Origin of the sequence: Sinorhizobium sp. NFACC03, from assembly GCF_900103435.1 — a bacterium.
Classification (GTDB): domain Bacteria; phylum Pseudomonadota; class Alphaproteobacteria; order Rhizobiales; family Rhizobiaceae; genus Ensifer.
Genome location: NZ_FMXF01000018.1, coordinates 1 through 24636, shown reverse-complemented (window position 1 = coordinate 24636; position 24636 = coordinate 1). Strand labels below are relative to the sequence as shown.

Here is a 24636-nt window from a genome sequence, read left to right as displayed (position 1 = left end):
CGGTCCGCGGTGGCTGCCTGTCAATGTGAGAGAATATTGACGATGTTGCCGAAGGGGTCGCGCATGAAGAAACGGCGCACGCCCCAGGGCTCGTTGGTGATGTCGTAGACAATCTCCACACCTGCCACCTTGGCGCGCGCGTAAAGTCGATCGACGTCGTCCACCTCGATCGAAAGCACCGGCACGGGTGTATTGTTGCCGCCTTCGCTGGCGACGCTCAGTTGCGGCATCGCCGCGGCACCCTTGGCCGCAAAAGTCCGGATCCATCCATGATCCATCACCACGTCGAGCTCCAACAAGTCACCGTAAAAGGCTTGTGCCATCTGTGGGTCCGGGGCGTGGAGATTGGAGACGATACGCAAGACAGTCATTGGTTCTTCCTTATCCGGCGAGCAACGGAGCGCGCTCCGGCGCTCACGGGTGTCGGTTTTCACGGCGATGCGGCCATCCTGCCTGCCAAACGTGCCGGATTGAAGAGGGAATCGTCGGACAGCCTCAGGGTGTAGCAACCGCCGCCTCAGGTCGCGGGCCCGCACCGGCAAGCGCCACGCGCACCAGCGTCGCCGCCGCCTTGCCTGCCGTTTCCATATAGCTTGCATCCCGGTGCAGCAGCACCACGGCGAAGCTGCCGTCGAGCAGAAGCAGGATCTGCTTCGCCAGCATGATCGGCTCGGCAATGCCGGCTTCGGTAAAGTTCTCGGCCATCCACGCCTCGAACTTCTTCTTGTGGGCTGCACCGATGCGGATTGCCGGATGGCCCGGCATGTTGGCAAGTTCCGCCGAGGTGCGCAGGAAGCCGCAGCCCTTCCACTTCGGGTGACGTGCCGCCCGCGCTAGGTTGAAGAAGATCGCCTCGACCTTGTCGGCCAGTTCCCCTTCGGCCGTGTCGAACCACTTCCGGAAGAGCTTGAGATTGGGCTGGTCGCGGCCTTCGAGATAGGCGGCGATCAGTTCGTCCTTGCTTTCGAAATGGTAGTAGAGCGTGCGTTTGGTCACCCCCGCCGCTTCCGCCACGGCATCGACGCTGACGGCGCGGATACCCTCCGCATAGAAGAGCTTTTCCGCCGCTTCGACGATCACATCCCGCGTTGATTTCTCTGCTTTCGCCATCTCTCAAGTATACCGACTAGTGAATATACATCGCATCGTCGCTCACCTAGCCTCTCCCCGTCAACCCTAGCCGGAGAGCGACCATGTCCAAGACCGTACTGATGCAGATTTCCGAGGGGACCGCCCTGCTCATCCTCAACCGCCCGGAGAAACTCAACGCGCTGAACTATGAGCTGATCGACCGGCTCATGGTCCTTCTCGACACGATCGAAGTGAACGACGCTGTCGGCGCGGTGATCATCACCGGCGCCGGCGACCGTGCCTTTTCCGCAGGCGGCGATATCCACGAGTTCTCGGAAAGCGTGGCTGCGGGCGTAAACCCGGCTGTGCGCGATTTCGTCCGCCGCGGCCAGCGGCTGACGGCGCGGCTCGAAGCCTTTCCGAAGCCGGTCATCGCCGCGGTCAACGGGCTCGCCTTCGGCGGCGGCTGCGAGATCACCGAGGCCGTGCATCTGGCGATCGCCAGTGACCGGGCGCGCTTTGCCAAGCCGGAGATCAAGCTCGGCATGCCGCCGACCTTCGGCGGCACCCAGCGCCTGCCGCGGCTTGCCGGCCGCAAGCGCGCACTCGAACTGCTGTTGACGGGGGAGGATTTTTCGCCGGAACGCGCGCGGGAGATGGGGCTCGTCAATCACGTCGTCGCCCATGAGGAGCTGATGCCCGCCGCCCGCGACCTGGCCAGCCGCATCATGGGCTATTCGCCGCTCGCCATCCGCTCGATCATCACCGCCGTCACCCGCGGCCTCAACATGTCGATCGCAGAGGGGCTGCTGGTCGAGAGCGAACAGTTCGCCCAGATGGTGCCGACCGACGATCTCTCCGATGCGCTCGCCGCCTGGAAGGGACGGCATGTCCACGACGACCCGCCGCGCGACGGTTCCTTCTCGAGCTACTACTAAATTCAACCAAACGGTTGACAATCTTCGCAATCGAAGTGATATTCAACAACATGGTTGAATATCAGAACGCACATCTCGATGCCGTGTTCCACGCGCTTTCGGATCCGACGCGCCGCGCCATGCTCCAGAACCTTTCGCAAGGCGAGAGACTGGTCGGCGAGCTTGCGGCCCCCTTCTCGATCTCGCTGGCCGCGGCATCGAAGCACATCAAGGTGCTGGAAGGAGCAGGTCTCGTGCGCCGCGAAGTGAAAGGACGCACGCATGTATGCCGCCTCGATGCAGCGCCGATGCATGCAGGTATGGAGTGGATGCGCCACTACGAAGCCTTCTGGCGAACGCGCATTGACGCACTTGAGGCGCTGCTTCTCGCCGACGACGCAACTGTTCAAAACGATACGGAGGAAAAGCCATGACATCGCCTGCCACAGCCTTTGCCAGCGCCGATTACGGCCGCGTCATCGCCCCCGATGCGGTGCGCATCGAACGCCTGCTTCCCGGCCCGATCGAGCGGGTCTGGTCCTATCTGACAGAGGAAAACAAGCGCCGGCTCTGGATGGTATCGGGAACGATCGGCTCTTCCGAGGGTGCAGCGGTCGAACACGTCTTCCGCCATTCGGAACTGACGACAGAGGATGATCGACCGCCGAAAAAATACGCCGATCACGCCGGCGAGGTTCGCAAGCACGGGCATGTGCTCGCCTGGGAGCCACCGCGCCTGCTCGCCTATAGCTGGGACGAAGGCACGGATACGCCCTCCGAGGTCCGCTTCGAACTCAGCCCGCGCGGCGACAAGGTGCTGCTGATCGTCACCCATACCCGGATCGCCAACCGCGGTATCATGACGAGCTTCTCCGCCGGCTGGCACGTGCATCTCGACCTGTTGCGCGACCTTTTGGAAGGAGAGCAGCCTGCAGCCTTCTGGAGCAAGTTTGCTGAGCTTGAAGAGCAGTACGACGCGCGCATCCCCAAGCGCTGACCGCCCGAGGTGACGAGACCTCAGAAGGGTGCACCGGCAAGGAATGACGGCCTTGCCGGCGCTTTTTGTCAAGTGCGGGCGAAACCGAGGATGAAGAGCGCCAGCGAACCGATCGATGCGAAGGTGCGAACGTGGTTCCACCAGACCCAGTCGGTGAGATAGCGCTCACGCCAGAGGTCGATTGCAGCTTGCCCGGGTGCAGCGGCCCCAAGTGCGTCGTTCATCGGCACGTTGAAGACGATCGTCACCAGAAGCACGCCGACGACATAGGCCAGGCCGCCCGCGGCCAGCAGCCATCGGCCCTCGCCACCCGAAATGAACGCGACGACGATCAGCGCCAGGCCGAGCAGCGCCGTGCCCATGAAGGCGCTGAGGAAGATCGGGTTCTGGATGACGACATTGATGGCGTTCATCGCGGCGATCCCCTGCTCCGGCGGCAGCCGCGACAAGGCTTGCATGATGCAGACCGAAAAGATGAAGAACAGCCCGGCCATCAGGCCGGAACCGATCGCGGCGGCAAACGCCAGAGCGGGGATCAGCGGGATCATGCGGCAATACTCCAGACACCAGTTGCTGCGGTCTCGCGGGCGTAGGTTGCAAAGTCGCGCGGCCGCCGCCCAAGCACGCGCTCGACGTCAGACGTCACACTCGAATTGCGCCCGTCGAGCACCGAGGTGAAGAGATAGCGGATGAGTTCGACATAGTCATCAGGCACGCCGTCAGCCTGCAATTGCGCGGCGAAGTCGGCAACCGGCACGGCCTGATAGGAGATCGGGCGTTTGGCCGCGGCAGCGATCTCGGTCACGGCTTCAGCGAAGGTCATCAGCCGCGGGCCGGTCAGAGAATAGACCTTGCCGACATGATCATCGTCGAGAAGCGCTTCAACCGCGACGTCGGCGATGTCGTCGCAGCTGACGAAAGGCTCGGTGACTGTATCCACGGGCAGGAAGACCGAACCGCTTAGAACTCCCTCTGCCAGGAAGCCTTCGTTGAAGTTTTCGAAGAACCAGCTCCCCCGAATGATCGTCCAGTCGGCGCCGGAGGCCTGCAGCGCGCGCTCGGCCGCTTCCGCCTCGTCCTCGCCGCGCCCCGACAGAAGCACCAGCCGCCTGATGCCCGCGCCGACGGCAAGGTTTGAGAACTTGCGGATGGTCTCGACAGAGCCCGGCACCGCCAGATCGGGCTGGTAGCAGACATAGATGCGATCGACATTTTCGAGCACAGGCGCCCAGGTCGCCTCGTCCGTCCAGTCGAAGGACGGTGATGCCGAACGGGCGCCGATGCGCACCGCAACACCCCGCTCTTGAAGGCGCTCAGCCACCCGCCGCCCCGTCTTGCCGGTACCGCCCAAAACCAGTGTGACTTTCTGAGACATCGTTTCCTCCTAAGGTTCATCAACAAACATGAGCATCTCTCACATTTGCAAATGTGATAAATCCTCGTATTTTAAGAGTCAAGCCAAAATGTGAGCATCACTCATGATTACAGAAACAAGCCCATCCGCGGTCCCCGCCGAAGACGAGACTGCGCTGCGCCGGACACCCAGCCAGAAACGCAGCCGCGAGCGCGTCGAACAAATCCTTGCCTGCGCGACGGCGCTCATTCAGGAAAAGGGCAGCGACGCCATGCGGATGAGCGAAGTCGCTGAAAAGGCTGGAATTTCGATCGGCTCGCTCTACCAGTACTTCCCTGACAAGGCGGCGATCGTGCGCACGCTGGCCGAGCGCTACAATGCCGTGTGCAACGAGTGCATCGCTGCCGAACTTGCCAAGGTCACATCACTCGCGGAACTACGCGACGCCTTCTGTGTGCTGTTCGACATCTACTACGACATGTTCCTGGCCGAGCCCGTCATGCGCGACATCTGGTCGGCAATGCAGGCCGACAAGGCGCTGCGCGAGATCGATCTTCTGCAAAGCCGCGCCGGCGGAAAACTGCTTGCCGATGTCTGGGCCCGGCTTGTGCCCGAAACCCCGCGCGAAACCATCGACAGTGCCGCTTTCCTGATCATGCATCTCGGCGATTGCACCATGCGGCTTGCGGTGTCGGTCGATCGCGCCGAGGGCGACCGCATCGTCGAGGCCTATAAACGCATGATCATCCGCGATTTTGTCGCGGATGGACCGGGCGGCGGCGCAAGTCCAATTGACATATTAGGGGTGCGATCCTAATCATCAGAGATCGATTGGTTCCCGGGACACGAACGTGTTTCGGGAGTAAACGGGAACGTGACGGATGGACCCATGCTGGGCATTCACATCACGGCCGACCCCGCGACTGTAGAGCGACGTCGATCTGCCATTCCGGAGCGATCCGGAAGAAGCCACTGGAAGAGACCACGAGAGGGTGGTCGATCTGGGAAGGCGAGGCTGATCCAGGGCTTCCCGCCCAGCGCCGTGAGCCAGGAAACCTGCCACTCGATACGGGCATAGGGCCCACACCGGGAATTTCCCGATGCCATCACGGAGGTTGTCATGGCTACGTCTACTGTTTCGAGCATTCCGCTCTCCCTCAGCGATCGTCTGACCGCTGGCGTCATCGCGCTTTTCATCGGCGCATTCCTCGTCTTCGGTGCCGGCCTTGCCAATTCGGCCGTGCTGCACGACACCGCGCACGACACCCGCCACTCCTACGGCTTCCCCTGCCACTAAGACGATGTTCCGGAACGTAACTCACGTTCCGCATCGAAGTGTCTGCGGACATGAACGCATCCGGCCTGTGCCGGATGTCGGTGTTTGTGCATGCCGGTTTCGTCCGGCGCGCAACGGCCATCCGCATGGCAGAACGGGAAGGCTTGCAAACCACGCCGCAGCGCGTGGCTTTTGCCGTTATCGAGGGACTTCAAGATGATTGTCAGAACGCTTCTGGCCGCGATCGTGGCTGGACTGATTGCCGGTGTCTTCATGACCGGCGCCCAGGAATTTCGGGTAACCCCGCTGATCCTGCATGCGGAGGAATTCGAAGGCGAGGCTCCGGCCGCAACCGAACAGCCCGCTGCACAGCCTGGAACGACGCAACCCGCCGCCGAGGGCCATGACCAGCATTCGTCGCTGAAGGCGGTCTCACCGCTTTCCGCCATGCTCGATGCCCTGTCGCCGATCACGCCAGCCTATGCGCATGAGGGCGAACACGAGGAAGGCGGCATCATGTTCGGTATGAGCCGGTTCTCCGGCACACTCATTGCCAACCTCGTCACCGGCTCCGGCTTCGGCCTGCTCCTGGCCGGCGTCAGCCTGGTGATCGGTTACCCGATCACGCTCCGGAACGGCGCGCTCTGGGGCGCCTGCGGCTGGCTCGCCGTGCACATGCTGCCGGCAATCGGCCTGCCGCCGGAACTGCCGGGTTTCCCGGCCGCCGAACTCGGCGACCGCCAGACCTGGTGGCTGGCAACCGTCGCCCTCTCCGCAGTCGGTCTCTATCTCGTCGTCCTGCGCGAGGAGATCGTCTCCAAGGTCGCAGGCCTGGTGCTGATCGCAGCACCCCATGTCTACGGCGCGCCGCAGCCGGTCGATATTACGAGCAACGTTCCGGCCGTACTCGGCGCCGAGTTTGCGGTTGCCGCACTCGCCACCACGCTCGCCTTCTGGATCGTGCTTGGCGTCGTCTCCGGCTTCATCAACGAGCGTTTCGCGAGAGCAAACTGATCCGGCCGATCACGCCCCCCATGGGCACCTGAACAAACGACGGCGGGGTTCAGGCTCCGCCGTTTTGCATGAGATGCGCGGCCAGCCGCGCGCGGCGATCGTCCGGCTCCAGCAGGACGCAGGTATCGCAGAAGCTGCTACCCTCCGTTTGGAAGTAGAGGCAACAGCCGCAACGGATCCGATATTGGCGCGACAGTTGCGCGCCGCTTGCCGGATCGACCGCGGAGATCTCCTCGTAGCAGAGCTCTTCCGAGAACAACCGCGAGCCCCGCCGCTTGACGATCGCAAGCGCCTCGGCCATGCCGCGCGCCTCGTCACCGATCGCGCGACCGATCTCCAGGAACGCTCCGGCAAGGGAATCCGCTGCCAGCCGCCACTGCGCCCCGGAAGAAAGCCCGGTGCGCTTTTTCAGGACCGCGATGACCGGCGCCAGATGGGCCGTGAAGCCGCGCTCGAAAGCGCTGATGCCTTCGGCATGCTGCGGCCCTTCCGCCACACCGAGGCGGAAATGATAACGCTTGCCGGCAACTTCCCGATCTTGGTGAAGGCGGGTCCACTCTTCGAAGCGAAGCCCGGCGATCTGCGCCTGAAGACCCGCGCCAAGATAGAGCGCGCCGAGAACCACACTCAGCTGGCGGCTGTAGAAGGCGATCAGATGTGCCGCCCGAATCCGGTCCGTCATGCCGATTGCGAAAAAGTCCTGATAGGCAAGGCTCTGCTCGATCCCGGTCCCACCAGCGGCCCAGAAGGCGGCTGGTGCGCTGAAGGCACTGTCCGCCGGCCCGAGCGAGACACCGGCGTCGGGGAACTGCGCGTGCAACCGCTCGACCACTGCCAGCGCCTGCGGCGGATATCCCTCGACCGTCCGCGCCATCCGCTGGTGATTTCTCGAATTCATGCCGTCTCCGTCGCCAGCCAGCCGCCCTCATATCCCGCGCGCTCAAGACCGCGCCGGATCGCCGGCAGGCTGCGTGTCAGCTCCCAGACGAAGCCGCTCCGCCAATTCTCGATCATCATCACGACGAGCCCCTGGTCAAGGCCGACGACACGCTCGTCGATCCAACCCGCAGGCCCCTCGCCAGCAAGGCTCGGATTGAACCCGCCCGGAAAGCGCCCTTCCTTCAGAAGCCCGGGATAGCCGGCCGCGACATGGCCGAGGGCCGATAGGGACGCATCCGGATCGAAAGGCAGACAGGCCGCCGCTGCCCAGGGCACGAGCGTGCCGTCATCCGGACCGAAGGGTGCGCCGCGGTTGACGTAGCCCAAGAGCCGCTGCCAGCGTCCGTCCTTGAGGCGCAGCCGGCCGCGTGGCGCATGGCAGGCACTGAGCCCCCAGAGATGTTGGCCATAGCCGGCGAAACGGCCCGAGTTTCGCCGCGCATGGTCGCGCTGCAACGCAATGGCGCGCTGGGTATTCTCGAAATAATCCGTCCCCCTCTCGCGCGTCGGCCGATCGCCGAGACCGCGAAGGTCAAGCCAGGCCTGCGGGAACAGGTGGATGAACAGCGGCGCCGCATGGAGGTGAGGCCCGCCATCAACCGCGATCCAGTCGTAGCCCTCCGTAAAGGCGGTGTAGTGCTCCGGCTCGATCGCATGATCGGGCGCCCCGAGCGCCAGCACATAGAGCAACAGCGCCTCGCTGTATCCCCGCCAGCGATGCTTCAGGAACCGGCCGGGCGGGCGCCAGCCCATCGTCAGTGTGTCACTCCGGTTCAACGCCCAGCGCCAGTCGACCCGCGCATAGAGCCTTTCGGCCAGCGTGCGGATCTCGCATTCCCCCGTGTCCTCGCCGGAGAAAAAGGCGGAAGCGGTCAGGCATCCGGCGATCAGCAGCGCCGTGTCGACGGTCGAGAGTTCGCTGCGCCAGGTGCGCTCGCCGGTCCGCATATCGAGAAAGTGATAGTAGAAGCCGCGATAGCCGCTCGCCCGCTGGTCGCGCGACTGCGGGCTCTCGGCCAGGAAGCGCAGCGTGGTCAACACCCGCCCGATCGCCTCGCGGCGCGAAATCCACCCGCGCTCGACGCCGATGGGATAACAGGAAAGGCCGAAACCGGTCGCCGCAATACTCGACGGCGCGACCGGCAGCGACGTGTCCGCGATCAATCCGGTGGCCGGATCGGCGTGATCGAGGAAGTATCCGAACGCCGCCTTCTGCAGGCCATCAGTTTGAAATAGCTCGGCATTTTCCGTCTGTTTCAGCATTCCGCCCTTCCGGACCCTGGCCCCAGTCATACGTCCTTTTGGGCTAACGCCGGCAAATCACTCTTTGTTGAAGGCCAGCTACACCCAAATAGTCGCCGAAATCCAATCCTGTGTTACATTCTTCTAATCTGACCGCGCGCAATGACTGGTTGAAGCGATGTTGAGCGTGTTGGCGTTGATCCTCTCATTGAGTGGTGGCCCGAGCCCATCGACCGCCGCGTCGACGGATGTCGATGTCGAACTGATCCTGGCCGTCGACATGTCCGGCTCGATGGATCTGGACGAGGCGCGCATCCAGCGCGCCGGTTACGTGGAGGCGCTCCGGCACCGCGATTTCCTCGATGCGGTCGCAAGCGGGCAACTGGGCAAGATCGCCATCGGCTATTTCGAATGGGCCGGAACGGTTAACGAATCCTCCGTCGTCGCCTGGCAAGTGATCGCCACCGCCGCCGACGCCGATGCCTTTGCCAAGCTGATCGAGGCGCGACCGGTCGGTACCCGGCGCGGTACGTCGATTTCGAATGCGATCACCTACGGTACGATGCTGATCGATTCGAACGCCTTCAACGGCATACGCCGGGTCATCGACGTTTCCGGCGACGGCCCGAACAATATCGGCCCGCCAGTCATTCCCGCCCGCGAGACGGCGGTCGCCCGCGGCATCACCATCAACGGGCTTGCGATCCTCATCCGCCCCTCGGTTTCGACCGGCCCGCTCGACCAGTACTACGCCGAATGCGTCATCGGCGGTCCCGGGTCCTTCGTGCTGCCGGTGCACGAGCCTGAGGATTTTTCGATCGCAATTCGCCAGAAGCTGGTGCTCGAGGTCAGCGGTCTGCCGCCGCCCACCGTCCGCCTGGCCGATGCCCTTCCGGCATCCGACTGCCTGATCGGCGAGAAGCTCAGGCCCGGCTTCCTCGACCGCGTCTATCCCGAACTCGACAAATAGCCCCTCGCCGCCCCTACAGCGCCGCGCGTCTTATCAGGCGCACAATGGTCGCTGTAGCACTTTGAAGCGCTGCATGTTTTGTCCTTAAACCGGGTACGATTTAAGGAAACATGCAGTTGTCGGCGCGCAACCCATGCGCGTCAGATTGTCGTTTCCCTTCGCTTCGCCCGGCGATAAGATGAGCCGTTATTTCGCGGATCGATTCATGTCCTTGACCACCACGCCTCCACTGGCCGACATGGCCACAGACACCGCCGCCGACACTGGCAGTCAGCATATCCGCGACACGTTGCGCGATGCGATCGTCGAGCGGCGGCTCGCCCCCGGCACCAAGCTTTCCGAAAGCGATGTCGGCGAACTCTTCAATGTCAGCCGCACGCTGGTGCGCGCCGCCCTGCAGGCGCTCTCCTATGAAGGGCTCGTCAGCGTCGAGAAGAACCGCGGCGCCTTCGTCGCCCACCCCTCGATCGACGAGGCGCGCCAGATCTTCGCGACCCGCCGGCTGATCGAACCCGGCGTCGTTCGTGCCGCGGCGCCTCATATCGGCAAGGCCGAGCTCGCCGAGCTCCGGCGCATGCTGGCGGCCGAACGGCAGCTCACCGAACAGCGCGGCCACTCGGCCCGCCGCGCCGAGATCAAGGCATCAGGCGATTTTCACCTGGCGCTCGCCGATCTCAGCCGCAACGCCATTCTTCGCCGCTTCATGGACGAACTCGTCGCCCGCTCCTCGCTGGTGATCGCGCTTTACGGCCAGTCGACAGTTTCGAGCTGCGGCCACAACGAACATGACGAGATCGTCAACGCGCTGGAACGCGGCGACGTCGATACCGCAGCCAAACTGATGGTCCACCATATCGACCATATCGAAGCCGATCTCGACCTGCGCGTCCACAAATCGACCGACCTCAAGGCAGCACTCGAGCTTTAGGGCCCGCCTCAAGCCCTCCGGGAATCACGAAAAGTTCACGGGCCGAAAAAAGTCGCTGATCCGGCGGAACCATTCCCGCGCCACAGCGTTGGCCTCGCGCTCGAAAAAGACTGAGAACGAGGAAAGCAAATGAGCGAGAAGTTCTTCGCCACTCCCATCCCCCTCCGGTTATCTGCAAAACGGCAGACCGTCGTCAGAACGGTCTTCGAAGCCGTCGAGTTGCTGCGGCAATGGCCGGGACGTCGCGGACGGGAATACCGCGCGGCTCTCAGGCGCTGCCTGGACGCGCTGGATGGATTGACGAGTACGGACCGGGCCAGCCGCTGCTTTGCTGCCGCTGCCCGCGAATCGGGCCTGCTTCTGGCCTGACGTGGAAGTCCCCAAGGTCCGTAGATCGGGTCTCTCACGATGCGCCGAAGGACGATCGGCGCATCGCCCCCCAAGAACGCTGCCAGACCCCACGAGCGCGCTATTGCACTTTGTGACGAATAATACAGACGATCAGTCGGCGACCGCTTCCTTCGTCTGACGGTCGGCAAGCACCTTCAGCGCTTCCTTGTCGAGACGCCAGTCCGGCGAGCCATAGCCAAGCGGCCATTTGTAAGGCTCCTTGTCGTTGAAGAACACGACGGTGGTCAGGAGCGGAAAGGCCCGGCGATAGGTCTGCTGGTCGAGGATTTCCTTGTACCAGGTGCGCCTGTAGTCGGCCGAGCCCGCGACGCCGAGTTCGGCGATCATCACCGGTTTGCCGAAGCCCGCGACGCGCTGGTATTTTTCGTTCAGCGCCTCGCCGAAGCGACGCTCACGCCCCCAATAGTCGACATCCATCTTCTGCAGGCCCCAGACGGGGATCCCGACGACATCGACGACATCGTCACCCGGATAATAGCCAGCGAGATTGCGATGGCCCTTCGGCGACCAGACGAACCGCGCTTCCGGCGCCAGCTCCCGGCATTTGCCGACGAAATATCGAAACGCCTTCTTGTAGCCTTCCTTGTCGCGGCGCGCCCAGGGATAGCGACCATCGGGGTCCTCCATCTCGTGGCCCCAGCGCACATAGACCGGGCCATCGAAAGCGGCCGCACGGGCACAAACGTCGCCGATCTCGCGATCGAAGCGGCCTTTGCCGATATCGGCGAACAGCCTTTCGCCGCCGGCGCGCCAGTCGGTGGCATGGGTATAGGGCTCGACCGAGAGCATCAGCGCCCGGCCCTGCCGCGCCGCGATCGCGATCTTGCGCTTCAACAGCGCCCGGTCCGGCTTCTGCCAGTAGACGAAGACATGTTCGAGCTCGAGCGCATCGCTGTCGGCAACGGCGTCATGCGGATCGTAGACGCCGATGGCGACCGCCCTCTCCGTCGCGCCCTTTGCCTGCGGCGCGATCGCCGCAGTCGTCAGCGCCCGGTCGATGCCATCGGCCGGATCATCCGCGCGCGCCGCCTGTGTTCCGGTGACGGCAAGAAGCGCCAGCGTTCCCGCGGCAAGGGCCGAGCTCAAAAGTCTGGCAGACAACGAACATTCTCCGGCGGATCGTCTCTCGACGCCGCGAATGAAACCGGACACATCACACGTGCGGCGGTCAGAAGGTCACCGCCAAAGAGGGGATCGCCCCGATCCCCGAACGATCCGAGGCGGCCTCGTCGCACCGGAGTTACGCAAACTCGAACAGAGACAGTCCCGTTAGAGCGAAGCTCTCAGGAAGCAGTGCGACGTGCGGCCGAAGCCGCTCGGCGAACAGATATAGGGCGCGCGGCCCAGATAGCTGGTTGCGCTCTTTTTCACCGGCTGCGGCGCGACCACATCCTCATCAGCCTCGGCGACCCGCAACTGCTTCTCTTCCTTGCGTATCTTGACCGAAGGACTTGCATAGGCGCTGGAATGGCTCGACGAAAACAGCGGCGTTTCACCGATGACCGTCGACGAGCAGCCGGCGGACAGGAGCAGAAGGCCAAGAATGGAAGCGGTCGGTACGAGATACTTGAAACCCGAAATGGTGGTTCGGATCTCGCCGGCACATGCGGTCTTATCTCGCATAAGCATCCTTTCGAATTGGCGGCTATGGCCGCCCGGTGCCTCCTTTGGGGGATATGGCGGCATTGTTCAACCCCCTTTCCATTATAAATTGCTTAAATTAACAAATTCTTTCTTAGGCTTTTCTTCCAGCGGTTGCAGCTGAAGGCACTGGCCCATGCGCCAACGCGGCCGCAGATCGATCGCACACTGGACTCGGAAGGCGACATCAGGATCGGGAAGACAAAGCAGGAAAACCAGATGCTTGCCCGACAGGAGACGCGAAGGCGAACGCGCCCACCACCGGCGACCCTACCCACTCCACTGGCCACCACGCCCGGTGGTAGATGCGGCAACGGTAACGCCGGATGGTTCGCAAGGAAAAATCTCGCACGACAGCGGAAAATTGGCGGCAAAGACGCCGCAAACGCCACGCTTATCGGTCAAGTGGCACGCCATGGAACGAAAACAGCGCCCCATTCCTCATTTTTAGCCACCGCGCATTTACAGTTCGTTGACCTCTGGCAGCCACTTTGGTGCCAGGCGCAACATGTTTGAGCGTATGCGCCCACTCCAAAACTGCCCGCGTCCTGCGGGCATTTTTTTTGCTGTACCGGTCAGGGCTCAAAGAGAGCCGGCGCGATGAATGCTCGCCATCCGGCCTTCAACCTTCAACCGTAATGTGGCTTCTGGAACAGGCACAATTACTGGCTGCCGATAACCTGGCGCAACAACCCCAACATGTTTCGTTCTCCACATTTCAGGCAGCCGATTTGGAGAGAGATGAATGGTGGGCCCGGAGGGACTCGAACCCCCAACCAAGCGGTTATGAGCCGCCGGCTCTAACCATTGAGCTACAGGCCCACGCTGGATCTGCAGGCGTCCTCAAAACGTACCGATTCGAGGATAAGACATGCAGCAACTCTAAGTACTACAGCAACCTTTGCGCCTCTGATAAAAACGCGTGGCACCGTAGTGATCCAGGTGCGCGAACCAATGGCAGTTCGCGGTGGCAATGGCTCTAGCCGAAAACCTTTTTGCCGACAAGCCATTGCCGCAATGCTCACACAATCGCCGAGCATGAAGACGCCAGGGACGGAACAACCGGAGAGACATAGACCATGATTTCCACACGCACTGCCCGCACGCTTTCGATCGCCGCTTTTGCCGCCGCTTTTGCCGGTGTAGCCGCCGCTCAGGCGCAGGAGACCGACAAGGACAAGGCAACCATCGTCGTTGCCGGCGAAGGCCGCGCGACGGTCGCGCCCGACATGGCGGTCCTGCAGCTCAGCGTCGTCAAGGACGCCAAGACCGCCCGCGAAGCGCTGGACGCCAACAACAAGGCCATGGCCGAAGTGCTAAAGGCGTTGAGGGCCGACGGCATTGCCGATCGCGACCTGCAGACGAGCGGCTTTTCGGTGAACCCGCAATACAACTATCCGACCAATACCGACGGCGGCAATCGCCCGCCGGAGCTGATCGGCTACCAGGTGGTAAACGGCGTCAGCGTCCGCGTGCGTGACCTCGCCAAGCTCGGCGAAATCGTCGACAAGTCGGTGACGCTCGGCGTGAACCAGGGCGGCGGCGTGCAATTCACCAACGACAAGCCGGAAGGGGTCATCACCGAGGCGCGCAAGGCGGCGGTCGCCGACGCCATCGTCAAGGCGAAGGTTCTCGCCGAAGCTGCAGGCGTCTCGATCGGCAAGATCCTCAACATCTCAGAACAGGGCTTCCGTCCCGAGCCGGTCCCGATGATGCGCGCCGGCATGGCCAAGGAATATGCCGCCGATGCCGTGCCGGTCGCAACCGGCGAGAACAGCTACAACGTCACGGTCAACGTGACCTTCGAAATCAAGCAGTAAGCTTGCAAGGCCCGCCGCAACCGCGTGGGCTTTCACCTAATCCTCGCCCTTGGTGCCGGAGATCGGCGCCGGGGGCGAAGTGTTTTTGGGCGGCACGCCGAGTGTGCGCCTGCGGATGTGTGTGGAGGTGCGAAGCAGGTATTGCCGCGGTTGCGGCTACCGACAGTCCGACCGCCAAAGGAAGCCTTTGGGTCGAAACCGGCTCGCCCCACGCACGGTCTTGATCCTCGCCCTTGAGGCGAGGATCAAGACCGTCATCGATGTGCGCGTCGGCGCGGGTCAGGCTCGAGGATGGTGCTCGAGGAGAGGCGTTTTCCCAAAATAGCTGGCAGAGGGGCCGCCTCGGAGCGCGTGCCTGGGCATGACCACCCGTTGGCAAAAACGAAAAAGGCCCCCCATGCCGAAGCATGAGGGGCCATTCTTCCGCCGGCCGGGGGAGACAAGGCGGGAAGATTTGTTACCAGCGACCGATCGTCGGGCAGCCGCGGGCGTTTGCGAAGACGATCGTCTGGCGGTAGCCGTGGCGGCGGCCTTCGACGACGACGCGGCGCGGCGTGACGTCGGCGACATAAGCGCGGCGCAGGCCGCGATCGCGGGCCTTGTCGACGGCCATCCACGGTGCGCAGCGGCCGCGGCGATCACGATCCCAGTGGCGGTCACGGCCGCGACCCCAGTCGCCCTCGTCGCCGTAGCCGCCGTTATAGTCGCGGTACTGCACGTCGATGCCGTCACTCGGGCCGAAGCCGAATTCGATCGAGTCCGCCGAAGCGGTGGAGGCTGCACCAAGCAGGCCAGTCAATCCAATGACGGCGGCGGCAGCGGCGTTAAAAAAGCGGTTCTTCATGACATCTCTCCAGGCTTGAAGGGTTCAATGGGCAATCACCGTCCCAAGCGATTGAGCAAAGAATAGGTTTCCCAAGCTGAACGACAGCGGAACCTGGTGTTCATGGGAGGTTCAGATTGCCGGAGCGTGATCCGCTCCTCTTTGGCGCGAGATTCGCCCTGCAAGGAAGGCCGCCCCACGGAGCACGTCTGAATGATAAGCTACTGATCCAAATTGATTTCTTGAAATCAAGACGCGCAACGGCGGCTCGCAACGCAAGGAGCAAATCGGCCGCTCGATCATCGCAGCAAAGGCAAATCAGGCGTCGCCGGGACGGCCGCGCCCAAGGAACGCTGAGGCATTTTCTGCCGTCGAAGGTGGTGGTCAGCCGATTCGCGGGCAGCCATAGGCATTGGCGAAGACGACCCGGCTCAAATATCCGCGGCGCCAACCGACCACGACGACACGGGAATGGGTGACCCGCTCGGCCCGGGCGCGATGGAAGCCCAGGCGCCAGGCCCTGCGCAGTGCTTCGCGCGGCGAGCAGTAGCCGCGATGGCGAACGAGATCGACGTCGCCACGCTCCATCGTCGGCAGCGGCATCGGGGCCGCGGCCTCGGCCGGCAGGCTCGCGAAGCTCGTCACGGCGAGCGCAACCGCCAGAACCGAATTACGAAACATGGCTTTCATGGATCTTCTCCCGGTCAACGCAAAACAACAATCCGGTCGGCAACCGGTGCCATAGGATAGGCAGCCCGCGCGCGCCTGCCATCGTAAACTTCCGCCATCGCGCGTTTCTGTCAATCCGAGCTCTCGTCAGCCGGCGAGCGCCCGTTCGAAAACGCGGATGTTGCGATAGTGGCTGAGGCGGGTGATGGCGCCGTCTTCGATCTCGAAGATCAGCACGCTTGGAATGGAATAGCTCTGGCCGGACGCGGCGGGGAAGCCCTCCATCGTTTCGCGATAGGTGCCACGCGCCGTCAGGTCCGCCGCCACCCGCTGGCCGAAGGCATCGCGCATCAACACCACATCGCCGAACTGTTCGTCGAAACGGCGCAGATAATTCATCAGCCAGGCGCGCAAGGGGCCAACGCCGACGGTGCGCTGGCCGGTCAGCGAATCGAGCTCAACATCCTCATGGACGAGCCGAGCCAGCGCCTCGAAATCACGCTGGTTCAGCGCTTCGATGAAGCGATTGGCAATGGTCTGTGCATCCGTCATCCTGTTCCTCTCCCGCGCCGCGCTGTAGCCCTTTGGTCTCCATGCTCTAACTAGAACGGATCCCGTGCCGGTCAATTGCGCCCTGTCGCATCGATCGGGCGGCGATCAAGCGCCAAGGTGCAGCACGATCTCGCGGCGGTGCGGCCGGTCGCGATGTTCGAAGAGGTAGATCCCCTGCCAGGTGCCAAGCAGCATACGACCACCGGCAACGGGAATGCCGAGCGAAACCGGCGTCAGCGCCGCCTTGATATGCGCCGGCATATCATCCGGTCCTTCCTGGGTGTGCACGACCCAGCTCATCGAGGGATCGGAAGATGGCGGCACCAGGCGACGGAAAAAGGCGTCGAGGTCGCGTCTCACATCCGGGTCGGCGTTTTCCTGGATGAGAAGCGAGCAGGACGTGTGCCGGACGAAGACGGTCAAAAGCCCCTCGCCGTCCGTATTGGCCCGCACGAAGGCGGCCGCCTCGACCGTGAACTCGTAGAGCCCCTGGCCGCGGGTGGAAATGGTGATGCTCGTCTGCGGCATGTCGATCTCCGGCGGTCAACGCAAGGCAGGTGCAACGCGTTGATTTGCCCAACGCTTCTACCCCTGGACCGTTCCCGGTCCAAGGCAGTGATCGCAGGAAAAGGCAACGCGTCGACTACATCTCCAGGAACGTCTGGAAGCCGCCATAGATCATGCGCTTGCCGTCGAAGACTTCCTTCCAGGCATCGCCCTGCAGCCGCGGATCGGCCATCACCTTGGCGACGATCGTGTCGCGGTCGGCGCGGGACTTGTAGGCGATCCACGAGAAGACCACGGTCTCGTCGTCCTTGGCCTGCACCGAGCGGGGGAAGGACGTCACCTCGCCATAGGGCACGTCATCTGCCAGGCATTCGTTGTAGGAGAGCGCGCCATACTCCATCCAGACATCGCCGGCCGCCTTGGCCATCGCCTTGTACGCCTCGATATTCGCCTTCGGCACGGCAACGACAAAACCATCCACATAGTTCATTGAGAAATCCTCCTTGGTTCTTTCGACCAGCATAGGACGCGTGAGGCGCAAAGGTTCCGACACCAGCTCCAATTTTTTTCGAGCGGCGCCTGTCGGAACGGGCAACGCCCGTTCGTCCTTAGTTGGTACCAATCACCACGGGAGACATATCCATGCAGAAGATCACGCCCTTTCTCTGGTTCGACGATCAACTGGAGGAAGCCATCGGCTTCTACACCTCCATCTTCCGCAACGCCCGCGTCACGGACATCAATAAGGGACCCGATGGCAGGGCCTTCACTGCGAGCTTCGAACTCGAGGGGCAGCATTTCATGGGGCTGAACGGCGGCCCGCATTTCAAGTTCAACGAGGCGGTATCGTTTTTCGTGCGCTGCGCCGACCAGACGGAGGTCGACTACTATTGGAACCGGTTGCTCGAAGGCGGCACGCCGCAGCATTGCGGCTGGTTGAAGGACAAGTTCGGCCTTGCCTGGCAGATCATTCCCGACGCGCTGATGCGACACCTCAGCGATCCAGATCCGGCCCGCGCCGCCCGCGCCCAGCAGGCAATGATGGGCATGATCAAGATCGAGGTCGCCGAACTCGAGCGCGCGGCGGCCGGCTAGAGCATCCCGCTTTCAAGTGGAATCACTTGAAAGCGGAAAGATGCTCTAGAATCAAAGTACTAGAGCGACCTTGGTGCGTTCTCTGAACGCACGGCGCTCTAGAGCAATTCCAGCCAAAGTGTGAAACGGTTTTGCGTCCGGAATAGCGTAAAAAACAGCTAGAGCGTTTCCGCAGGCCCGTTTTTGACCGGAAACGCTCTAGCTGCCGCAGCCGCGCAATTGCCGATTGTAGATCGAAGCCATGCCGGCCGCCCGCTTGGCGCCGGTCTTGGCCGTATCGCTCCAGTTGCCCCGCGCATAGCCGGCGTGGCCGTGGTAATAGGCGACGTAGAGCCGGTAGGCGTCGTTGAGCGCAATGCCGTTCTGCTGTGCGCTCTCGCGGTGATACCAGGCAATGAAGCGGATGGCGTCGCCGAAGTCCGAGCGTCGCGCCGCCCAGCGGCCGGTCTCGCTCTGGTAGCGCGCCCAGGTGCCGTCGAGCGCCTGGGAGTAGCCGTAGGCGGTCGAAACGCGCGTCCAGGGGATGAAGCCGAAGAGCTTGGTGCGCGGCGGCCGCGCATTATGGCGGAAGCCGGACTCGGTATAAACAGTCGCCAACAGGATCGGCACGGGCACGCCGTATTCGCGCTCGGCGCCATAGGCGGCACGGCGCCAATTGTGGAACAGGCCATCTCGCTGCTCGAAAACCGCACAGGCATTCCGGGTGTCTCTCGGCACCGTTCCGCAGCCGGCCAGCAACAGGAGGACGACGACAAATACGCAACGCATCGCAGAACCTCGGGTTTCCGAGAGATTGATAAAGTGTAAACGTTAAGGATCTCTTTTGATTCAAAGGCGAACGATCGGGAGAACGGCATGGCAATGTCACGAATGCTGCTGCCGCTCCTGTTCGCCGCGGGCCTTGGCGGTCCCGCAAACGCCGGCGACATCGGCCGGCTTTATCAGAGCGACGCGATCGTCACCGGCACCGGCGAGATCAACCGGCAGATCGGCTTTCGCGAATGCCTCGGTGAAGTTTTGGTCAAACTGTCGGGCGATCCGACGATCCTCGACGCGCCCGGCTTCGCCGCGCTCGGGGCCGAGGCCGGCAGCTTCGTCTCGTCCTTTTCCTACCGCGACCGGCTTGAAGGTATCCCGATCCACGACGAACAGGGCACTCACGATCGGCCGCACGATCTCACCTGCCGCTACGCGCCGGCGACGATTGACCCGCTGCTTGCAAAGCTCGGTCGAAAGCCATGGCTTGCGCCCCGCCCGGTGATCGCCGTACTGCTGGCGGTCGAGGATCAGAGGCGCCGTTTCGTGCTGGCGCGCGACGGCGACGAAAGCCCCTATATGGCCGACTCGCTCCGCGCGGCCGCGACACCGCTGGCGCTCTCGGTCACCCTGCCGGACAGGGCGACCGTCGCCGGTGGAAAGCTGGACTTTGCCACGATATCGCAAGCGAGCCCGGAGAGCTTCGCCAGGCTCGCAATGCCGAGCGAGGGGGACGTGACGCTTGCGGGCACACTGGTCTGGTCCGATCAAGCGCGCGGCTGGAACGTCAATTGGCGGATGCTGTCCGCCGGTAAAAGCTATGAATGGCAGGTCAGCGGCGTCAGCTTCGACGACGCTTTCCGCAATGCGCTACGCGGAGCGGCCCGCATCCTCTCCGGAAACGGGTCGCCCTGAGCAGATCCAGTATCGCTGGCCGTTCAGCCTATCCGAGCGAGGCAATCAGTTCGCGATAGGCTGCCTCTGGAAATGCCTTGAGCGTGGTCGAGCGCACATTGCCGGCCATGCCGAGCGTGAGGGCGAAGCGTGCGGCGATCGCGTCATCGGGTGCCTCGACGACGGCCACCATGTCGTAGTCGCCCATGGTCAGAAAGAAATGCTTGAAGGAGCCGCCCATCTCGCCGAGCACTTGCCTTGCCGCGTCGAGCCGTTTCGGAGACTCGCGCACATTCTTGACGCCCTGCTCGGTCCAGTTGAGGAGCATGACATAAGTGGTCATCCTACACCTCCACGGGGGCACGCTTCACGCCCGCGGTGCGATTGCTCCCGCGACTTAGACGGGGTGCCCCAGATTGCTGCGAAAGCGCGACTATACTCCTGGGCGCAGAGCCTCACAATAAATCGCTTGGGTGAGGCCGAAACGAAAAAGCCGGGCGATCGGCCCGGCTTTCTCGGTTTTCTGTGAGGCGTGCGGCTTAGCTGTCCAGGAACGAGCGCAGCTTGCGGATTGCTTAGCTGTCCAGGAAGCTTCTCAGCTTCCTGGAGCGGCTCGGATGCTTGAGCTTCCGGAGCGCCTTCGCTTCGATCTGGCGGATACGTTCGCGGGTGACCGAGAACTGCTGGCCGACTTCTTCGAGCGTGTGGTCGGTGTTCATGCCGATGCCGAAGCGCATGCGCAATACGCGCTCTTCGCGCGGCGTCAGCGAGGCGAGAACGCGGGTGGTCGTCTCGCGCAGGTTCGCCTGGATGGCGGCGTCGATCGGCAGCAGCGCGTTCTTGTCTTCGATGAAGTCGCCGAGGTGCGAGTCTTCTTCGTCACCGACAGGCGTTTCGAGCGAGATCGGCTCCTTGGCGATCTTCAGGACCTTGCGCACCTTTTCGAGCGGCATGGCGAGCTTTTCGGCCAGCTCTTCCGGCGTCGGCTCGCGGCCGATCTCGTGCAGCATCTGGCGCGAGGTACGGACGATCTTGTTGATCGTCTCGATCATGTGCACCGGAATACGGATCGTGCGGGCCTGGTCGGCGATCGACCGGGTGATCGCCTGACGGATCCACCAGGTGGCGTAGGTCGAGAACTTGTAACCGCGGCGGTACTCGAACTTGTCGACCGCCTTCATCAGGCCGATATTGCCTTCCTGGATCAGATCGAGGAACTGCAGGCCGCGGTTGGTGTATTTCTTGGCGATGGAGATGACGAGGCGCAGGTTCGCTTCGACCATCTCCTTCTTGGCGATGCGCGCTTCGCGCTCGCCCTTCTGCACCATGGAGACGATGCGGCGGAACTCGGCGATCGAGATACCGGTTTCGGTGGCGAGATTCTGGATCTCCTGGCGAATGTCGCGGATCGTCTGGTTTTCGCTCTTGGCGAATTCCTTCCAGCCCTTGCCGGCCAGGTTGCTGATCGACTTCATCCAGTTCGGGTCGAGTTCGGCGCCCGAATACTGTTCGAGGAACGAGTCGCGCTTGACGCCGTAGGATTCGGCAAGCCGCAGCAGGCGGCCTTCGTTCTGCATCAGCCGCTTGGAAATGTCGTAGAGCTGCTCGACCAGGCTGTCGACGCGGTTCTGGTTGAGCGACAGCGACTTGACCGCCTTGATCAGCTCGTCCTTGAGCTCCTTGTAGCGGCGCTCCTGAGCGGGCGAAAGCGTGCCGGTCGCAGCAAGGCGGGCTTCCACCTGCTGGTCCTGCAGCTTGCGCAGCTTCTTGTAGGTCTCGGCGATGATGTCGAGGGTTTCCATGACCTGCGGGCGCAGTTCCGCTTCCATGGCGGCGAGCGAGAGGTTCGACTCGTCGTCGTCTTCCTCTTCCTCCTCGGTCGGCATGACATCGCCGCCGACATTGGTGATGTCGTCGTCGTTGGCGGCCGTGCGCACCTTGCGGGTCTTTTCCTTCTCCTCGGCAGCCTTGCGGTCAGCCTCGATCTTTTCCGGGCTCTGGAACTGCGGAGCAGCCTTGGCCTCAGGACCGGAATAGGTGGTTTCGAGATCGATGATCTCGCGCAGCAGCGTCTGGCCTTCGTTCAGTTCGTCGCGCCAGATGATCAGCGCCTGGAACGTCAGCGGGCTCTCACAGAGACCGGCGATCATCGTCTCGCGGCCAGCCTCGATGCGCTTGGCAATCGCGATTTCGCCTTCGCGGGACAGGAGTTCGACCGAGCCCATCTCGCGCAGATACATGCGGACCGGATCGTCGGTACGATCGGTCGGTTCCTTCTTCTTGCTGGTCGCAAGCGCCGTGCCGCTGGAAGGGGCGAGTTCGCCGCCTTCGCTCTCGCCGTCGTCGTCGCTCGCCTCGTCGTCACCGCCGCCGGCAGCCTCTTCGGCTTCCTCGTCCTCGATCACGTTGATGCCCATGTCGGACAGCATCGCCATCGTGTCTTCGATCTGTTCGGAGGTGACTTCCTCGGACGGAAGGACGGAGTTGAGCTCGTCCATCGTCACGTAGCCGCGCTTCTTGGCGGCCTTGATCATCTTCTTGACAGCGTCGTCGGAAAGATCGAGAAGCGGACCGTCCGGAGCACCTTCGCGTTCTACGTCAGCTTCTTCGTTTTCTTTGACTTTGGTTGCCATTTAGTTCGTCGCTTTCCTTGTCGCAACCGGCGTGAGCCCGGTGCAAATGCCGCTCGAAGGTTCGGGCACGCCGCGTACCCGCCACCGAATCATTTCCCCTGACGTAACGGGATGATGTTTAATTCCTGTTTAACCACGAATGCGATCGTGGCAAAGCGGGCAAGCTTCGACAGTCCTGCCACTGAAACGCCTCTGGCATGATTCCCTAACCGCCGTGTCATTTCGCCATTTCTTATTCGGAAATGGTGATTCCCAGAATTTTCGATCCCGTCAAGCATTTCCGCTGAAAAACCGGCTGATTCGGCAAAAATCACCGTAACTATCGCTTTTTGGGGTTTATCAGCTTCCGCTGAAGATGTAGGCGCTGCCCGCCAAAAGACAAGGGTGCCCCCGATTTAATCGGCAAGGTCCCGTTGTGCCATATCCGCATCCGCAACCAGGGCTTCATCTTTTCCCTGCTCCTAAACCGAACGACCGTCGTATTTGACGATCCTGACCGCCTCCAGATCGAACTCCGGCAGGCAGCGCAGGTTGATCGCCGCCATCTTCCCATGCGGCCCCTCACTTCGCCGAAAGGGGCGATGCCGCAGGTATCGCAAAAATGATGCTGGATGACATGCTTGTTGAAGAGATAGGTCGAGAGGTCCGTTTCCGGCGTCTTTATCGTCAGCTTGTCTCGGGCCACGAAGGCAAGCAGCCCGCCGCGGCGGCGGCATAGCGAACAATTGCAATCGACCGCCTCGGCAAAGTCCCCTTCCACCTCGAAGGCGACCTTGCCGCAATGGCAGCTTCCCTCATAACGCATGCACCGATCTCCTCTGTCCCGCTACCAACCCTGATGGCCTCCGGCCAAGATAGAGCGGCGCCGCGTCCAAGCAAGCGGGTTTGCGCGCGGCGATATCCACGCAAAACCATTCCTCGAGACACCCAGTTCAAACGGAAATTCGCAAGATTATTCCGGTTTCTCGCTTGCGCCCGACCCAATCGCGGACGACCTTCGCCGCCGATCTTATGGAGGCTCAAATGCTCATCAAGGAAACCGACGCCATGCGCGTGCTATCGATCGCGCGGCGCCTCACCATTCCCGACGTCAAAAGTGAAAGCGCCGCGCTGGCGCCTGTCATCGAGGCGGAGATGGAACGCTCTCGCCTGGCACCCGCGGGGCCCTGGATTTTCATCGCGCAGAACCTGCCGAAAAATGCCAAGACCCTGTTCGACTGGCGCATCTGCCGCCCGGTCACCGGCGGTGACGACTATGGCGGCGACCTTGACCTGATCGATCTGGAACCGATCATGGTGGCGTCCGCCCGGCATCAGGGGCCGATGCGCAGCCTCTTTACCCAGGGCTACGCACCGCTCGTCGGGCAGATCGAGATGAGCAGGCACAATTTCTCCGGCGAGAGCCGCGAGATCTATCATCGCTGGACGGGCCAAGGCGCCCGCTACCACGAGATCGAGATCCAGTTCGGCCTCGCCAACTGAGCCGCCCCAGCGCCTTACCAGTCCATCACCACCTTGCCGGAGTTGCCGGAGCGCATGGCCTCGAAGCCGTCGCGGAATTCGTCGATCCTGATGCGGTGGGTGATGACCGGGGATAGATCGAGACCGCCCTGGACGAAGGCGATCATCTTGTACCAGGTCTCGAACATCTCGCGGCCGTAGATGCCCTTGAGGTTGAGCATCTTGAAGATCACCTTGTTCCAGTCGATCTCGAAACCGGCCGGCGCGATGCCGAGGATGGCGATCTTGCCGCCATTGTTCATCTTGTCGATCATGTCGCGGAAGGCCGGTGCCGCTCCCGACATCTCCAGCCCGACATCAAAGCCCTCGGTCATGCCGATCGCCTTCATCACGTCGGCGAGGTTTTGCTTCGAGGCGTCGACGACGTAATCGATGCCGACGCTTTTGGCGAGCGCGAGGCGCGTCGGGTTGATGTCGGTGATCACCACCTTGCGCGCACCCGAGCGCTTGGCAACCAGTGCCCCCATGATGCCGATCGGCCCGGCGCCGGTGACGAGCACATCCTCGCCGACGAGATCGAAGGAAAGGGCGGTGTGCACGGCATTGCCGAACGGATCGAAGATTGCCGCGATCTCGTCCGGCACGTCCTCAGGGATCGGCACGACG

31 protein-coding genes, 1 tRNA gene, 1 pseudogene and 1 riboswitch are annotated in these 24636 nt (G+C 62.6%); of the genes and pseudogenes, 13 read left to right on the top strand and 20 right to left on the bottom strand.

From position 1 onward, the window contains the following. Positions 1-20: 20 nt before the first annotated feature. Both BLU35_RS21345 and BLU35_RS21340 read right to left on the bottom strand, forming a co-directional pair. Positions 21-371 (bottom strand): VOC family protein, encoded by a 351-nt coding sequence (locus BLU35_RS21345; protein WP_093234388.1) that lies wholly within the window; start codon positions 369-371, stop codon positions 21-23. Between the two features lie 124 nt (positions 372-495). Beyond that, on the bottom strand, positions 496-1110 hold the full coding sequence (locus tag BLU35_RS21340) for a TetR/AcrR family transcriptional regulator (RefSeq protein WP_093234387.1): 615 nt from the start codon (positions 1108-1110) through the stop codon (positions 496-498). 83 nt (positions 1111-1193) lie between these two features. Here BLU35_RS21340 and BLU35_RS21335 point away from each other — a divergent pair, with 83 nt between their 5' ends. From BLU35_RS21335 to BLU35_RS21325, 3 genes are read left to right on the top strand one after another with little or no spacing between them, the layout of a single operon-like run. After that, positions 1194-2009, top strand: coding sequence for a crotonase/enoyl-CoA hydratase family protein (locus tag BLU35_RS21335; protein ID WP_093234386.1), 816 nt, complete (start codon positions 1194-1196; stop codon positions 2007-2009). A gap of 50 nt (positions 2010-2059) precedes the next feature. Beyond that, complete coding sequence (locus BLU35_RS21330; protein ID WP_093234451.1) at positions 2060-2422, top strand: ArsR/SmtB family transcription factor; 363 nt, start codon at positions 2060-2062, stop codon at positions 2420-2422. Next, positions 2419-2985 (top strand): SRPBCC family protein, encoded by a 567-nt coding sequence (locus BLU35_RS21325; RefSeq protein ID WP_093234385.1) that lies wholly within the window; start codon positions 2419-2421, stop codon positions 2983-2985. Before BLU35_RS21330 ends, BLU35_RS21325 begins: the two co-directional genes overlap by 4 nt. A 68-nt stretch (positions 2986-3053) precedes the next feature. Here the strand turns inward: BLU35_RS21325 and BLU35_RS21320 are convergent, their stop codons facing one another. After that, complete coding sequence (locus tag BLU35_RS21320) at positions 3054-3533, bottom strand: anthrone oxygenase family protein (protein WP_058326817.1); 480 nt, start codon at positions 3531-3533, stop codon at positions 3054-3056. Next, the gene (locus BLU35_RS21315; protein WP_093234384.1) at positions 3530-4360 is read right to left on the bottom strand and encodes an NAD(P)H-binding protein; all 831 of its coding nucleotides are present in this window, start codon (positions 4358-4360) and stop codon (positions 3530-3532) included. The genes BLU35_RS21320 and BLU35_RS21315 overlap by 4 nt, the downstream gene beginning before the upstream one ends. A 103-nt stretch (positions 4361-4463) precedes the next feature. On the opposite strand from BLU35_RS21315, the gene BLU35_RS21310 reads away from it, so the two are divergent. The 3 genes from BLU35_RS21310 (at position 4464) to BLU35_RS21300 (ending at position 6629) form a co-directional block, all read left to right on the top strand. Then, positions 4464-5156: a TetR/AcrR family transcriptional regulator gene (locus BLU35_RS21310; RefSeq protein ID WP_093234383.1), complete on the top strand. Its 693-nt coding sequence runs from the start codon at positions 4464-4466 to the stop codon at positions 5154-5156. Beyond that, a riboswitch (cobalamin riboswitch) is annotated at positions 5155-5417 on the top strand. It overlaps the preceding gene by 2 nt. Before the next feature lie 42 nt (positions 5418-5459). Then, complete coding sequence (locus BLU35_RS21305; protein ID WP_057253219.1) at positions 5460-5636, top strand: CbtB domain-containing protein; 177 nt, start codon at positions 5460-5462, stop codon at positions 5634-5636. 195 nt (positions 5637-5831) lie between these two features. Then, on the top strand, positions 5832-6629 hold the full coding sequence (locus BLU35_RS21300; protein ID WP_058324754.1) for a CbtA family protein: 798 nt from the start codon (positions 5832-5834) through the stop codon (positions 6627-6629). 49 nt (positions 6630-6678) lie between these two features. Here the strand turns inward: BLU35_RS21300 and BLU35_RS21295 are convergent, their stop codons facing one another. Next, positions 6679-7527 (bottom strand): ferric iron reductase, encoded by an 849-nt coding sequence (locus BLU35_RS21295; protein ID WP_286161578.1) that lies wholly within the window; start codon positions 7525-7527, stop codon positions 6679-6681. Then, a complete protein-coding gene (locus tag BLU35_RS21290; RefSeq protein WP_093234382.1) occupies positions 7524-8831 on the bottom strand; it encodes a glucoamylase family protein in 1308 nt (435 codons plus the stop codon). The genes BLU35_RS21295 and BLU35_RS21290 overlap by 4 nt, the downstream gene beginning before the upstream one ends. Positions 8832-8988: 157 nt before the next feature. Here BLU35_RS21290 and BLU35_RS21285 point away from each other — a divergent pair, with 157 nt between their 5' ends. The 3 genes from BLU35_RS21285 to BLU35_RS21270 all read left to right on the top strand — a co-directional run bounded on the left by BLU35_RS21285 (position 8989) and on the right by BLU35_RS21270 (position 11077). Next, positions 8989-9780, top strand: a complete 792-nt coding sequence (locus tag BLU35_RS21285; RefSeq protein WP_058326822.1) for a DUF1194 domain-containing protein — start codon at positions 8989-8991, stop codon at positions 9778-9780. A gap of 205 nt (positions 9781-9985) precedes the next feature. Continuing rightward, on the top strand, positions 9986-10708 hold the full coding sequence (locus tag BLU35_RS21275; protein ID WP_082663474.1) for a GntR family transcriptional regulator: 723 nt from the start codon (positions 9986-9988) through the stop codon (positions 10706-10708). A 129-nt stretch (positions 10709-10837) separates the two neighbouring features. Continuing rightward, positions 10838-11077, top strand: coding sequence for a DUF982 domain-containing protein (locus BLU35_RS21270; RefSeq protein WP_057253209.1), 240 nt, complete (start codon positions 10838-10840; stop codon positions 11075-11077). A gap of 132 nt (positions 11078-11209) precedes the next feature. Here BLU35_RS21270 and BLU35_RS21265 read toward each other — a convergent pair whose 3' ends face one another. The 3 genes from BLU35_RS21265 to BLU35_RS21255 all read right to left on the bottom strand — a co-directional run bounded on the left by BLU35_RS21265 (position 11210) and on the right by BLU35_RS21255 (position 13582). After that, the gene (locus BLU35_RS21265; RefSeq protein WP_143032964.1) at positions 11210-12220 is read right to left on the bottom strand and encodes a glycoside hydrolase family 26 protein; all 1011 of its coding nucleotides are present in this window, start codon (positions 12218-12220) and stop codon (positions 11210-11212) included. Positions 12221-12388: 168 nt separating this feature from the next. Then, a complete protein-coding gene (locus tag BLU35_RS21260; RefSeq protein WP_143032963.1) occupies positions 12389-12742 on the bottom strand; it encodes a hypothetical protein in 354 nt (117 codons plus the stop codon). 764 nt (positions 12743-13506) lie between these two features. Then, positions 13507-13582 (bottom strand) — tRNA-Ile (locus BLU35_RS21255). Between the two features lie 257 nt (positions 13583-13839). Between BLU35_RS21255 and BLU35_RS21250 the strand changes: the two genes are divergently transcribed. Continuing rightward, positions 13840-14580, top strand: coding sequence for an SIMPL domain-containing protein (locus BLU35_RS21250; RefSeq protein ID WP_057253203.1), 741 nt, complete (start codon positions 13840-13842; stop codon positions 14578-14580). Positions 14581-15037: 457 nt separating this feature from the next. Here the strand turns inward: BLU35_RS21250 and BLU35_RS21245 are convergent, their stop codons facing one another. From BLU35_RS21245 to BLU35_RS21225, 5 genes are all read right to left on the bottom strand, one after another. Next, positions 15038-15424 (bottom strand): hypothetical protein, encoded by a 387-nt coding sequence (locus BLU35_RS21245; RefSeq protein WP_058324744.1) that lies wholly within the window; start codon positions 15422-15424, stop codon positions 15038-15040. 363 nt (positions 15425-15787) lie between these two features. Continuing rightward, a complete protein-coding gene (locus BLU35_RS21240; RefSeq protein WP_093234379.1) occupies positions 15788-16093 on the bottom strand; it encodes a hypothetical protein in 306 nt (101 codons plus the stop codon). Between the two features lie 126 nt (positions 16094-16219). After that, positions 16220-16624: a ketosteroid isomerase-related protein gene (locus tag BLU35_RS21235; protein ID WP_057253198.1), complete on the bottom strand. Its 405-nt coding sequence runs from the start codon at positions 16622-16624 to the stop codon at positions 16220-16222. A gap of 105 nt (positions 16625-16729) precedes the next feature. Next, on the bottom strand, positions 16730-17152 hold the full coding sequence (locus BLU35_RS21230) for a secondary thiamine-phosphate synthase enzyme YjbQ (RefSeq protein ID WP_058324742.1): 423 nt from the start codon (positions 17150-17152) through the stop codon (positions 16730-16732). A gap of 115 nt (positions 17153-17267) precedes the next feature. Beyond that, positions 17268-17621 carry a DUF1428 domain-containing protein gene (locus BLU35_RS21225; protein WP_057254348.1) on the bottom strand — a complete coding sequence of 118 codons (354 nt, stop codon included), beginning with the start codon at positions 17619-17621 and terminating at the stop codon, positions 17268-17270. 152 nt (positions 17622-17773) lie between these two features. On the opposite strand from BLU35_RS21225, the gene BLU35_RS21220 reads away from it, so the two are divergent. Further along, entirely contained in the window at positions 17774-18226 is a 453-nt protein-coding gene (locus BLU35_RS21220; protein ID WP_058324741.1) for a VOC family protein, read from the top strand. 198 nt (positions 18227-18424) lie between these two features. On the opposite strand, the gene BLU35_RS21215 is transcribed toward BLU35_RS21220, so the two are convergent. Next, entirely contained in the window at positions 18425-18994 is a 570-nt protein-coding gene (locus BLU35_RS21215; RefSeq protein WP_058324740.1) for a transglycosylase SLT domain-containing protein, read from the bottom strand. A gap of 87 nt (positions 18995-19081) precedes the next feature. Here BLU35_RS21215 and BLU35_RS21210 point away from each other — a divergent pair, with 87 nt between their 5' ends. After that, on the top strand, positions 19082-19897 hold the full coding sequence (locus BLU35_RS21210; protein WP_093234378.1) for a DUF2066 domain-containing protein: 816 nt from the start codon (positions 19082-19084) through the stop codon (positions 19895-19897). 28 nt (positions 19898-19925) lie between these two features. Here BLU35_RS21210 and BLU35_RS21205 read toward each other — a convergent pair whose 3' ends face one another. The 4 genes and pseudogenes from BLU35_RS21205 to BLU35_RS21195 all read right to left on the bottom strand — a co-directional run bounded on the left by BLU35_RS21205 (position 19926) and on the right by BLU35_RS21195 (position 23314). After that, complete coding sequence (locus tag BLU35_RS21205; RefSeq protein ID WP_057253192.1) at positions 19926-20219, bottom strand: GYD domain-containing protein; 294 nt, start codon at positions 20217-20219, stop codon at positions 19926-19928. A gap of 232 nt (positions 20220-20451) precedes the next feature. Beyond that, a complete protein-coding gene (gene rpoD / locus BLU35_RS21200; protein ID WP_057253188.1) occupies positions 20452-22509 on the bottom strand; it encodes an RNA polymerase sigma factor RpoD in 2058 nt (685 codons plus the stop codon). Positions 22510-22598: 89 nt separating this feature from the next. Continuing rightward, complete coding sequence (locus tag BLU35_RS35690) at positions 22599-22823, bottom strand: hypothetical protein (RefSeq protein WP_162261318.1); 225 nt, start codon at positions 22821-22823, stop codon at positions 22599-22601. Positions 22824-22970: 147 nt separating this feature from the next. After that, positions 22971-23314, bottom strand: a pseudogene (locus BLU35_RS21195) (GFA family protein). Between the two features lie 218 nt (positions 23315-23532). Here BLU35_RS21195 and BLU35_RS21190 point away from each other — a divergent pair. Continuing rightward, a complete protein-coding gene (locus BLU35_RS21190) occupies positions 23533-23991 on the top strand; it encodes a GyrI-like domain-containing protein (protein WP_057254344.1) in 459 nt (152 codons plus the stop codon). 14 nt (positions 23992-24005) lie between these two features. Here the strand turns inward: BLU35_RS21190 and BLU35_RS21185 are convergent. Further along, positions 24006-24636 (bottom strand): zinc-binding dehydrogenase (locus BLU35_RS21185; RefSeq protein ID WP_143032962.1); only part of this gene is annotated, 631 nt, incomplete at its 5' end.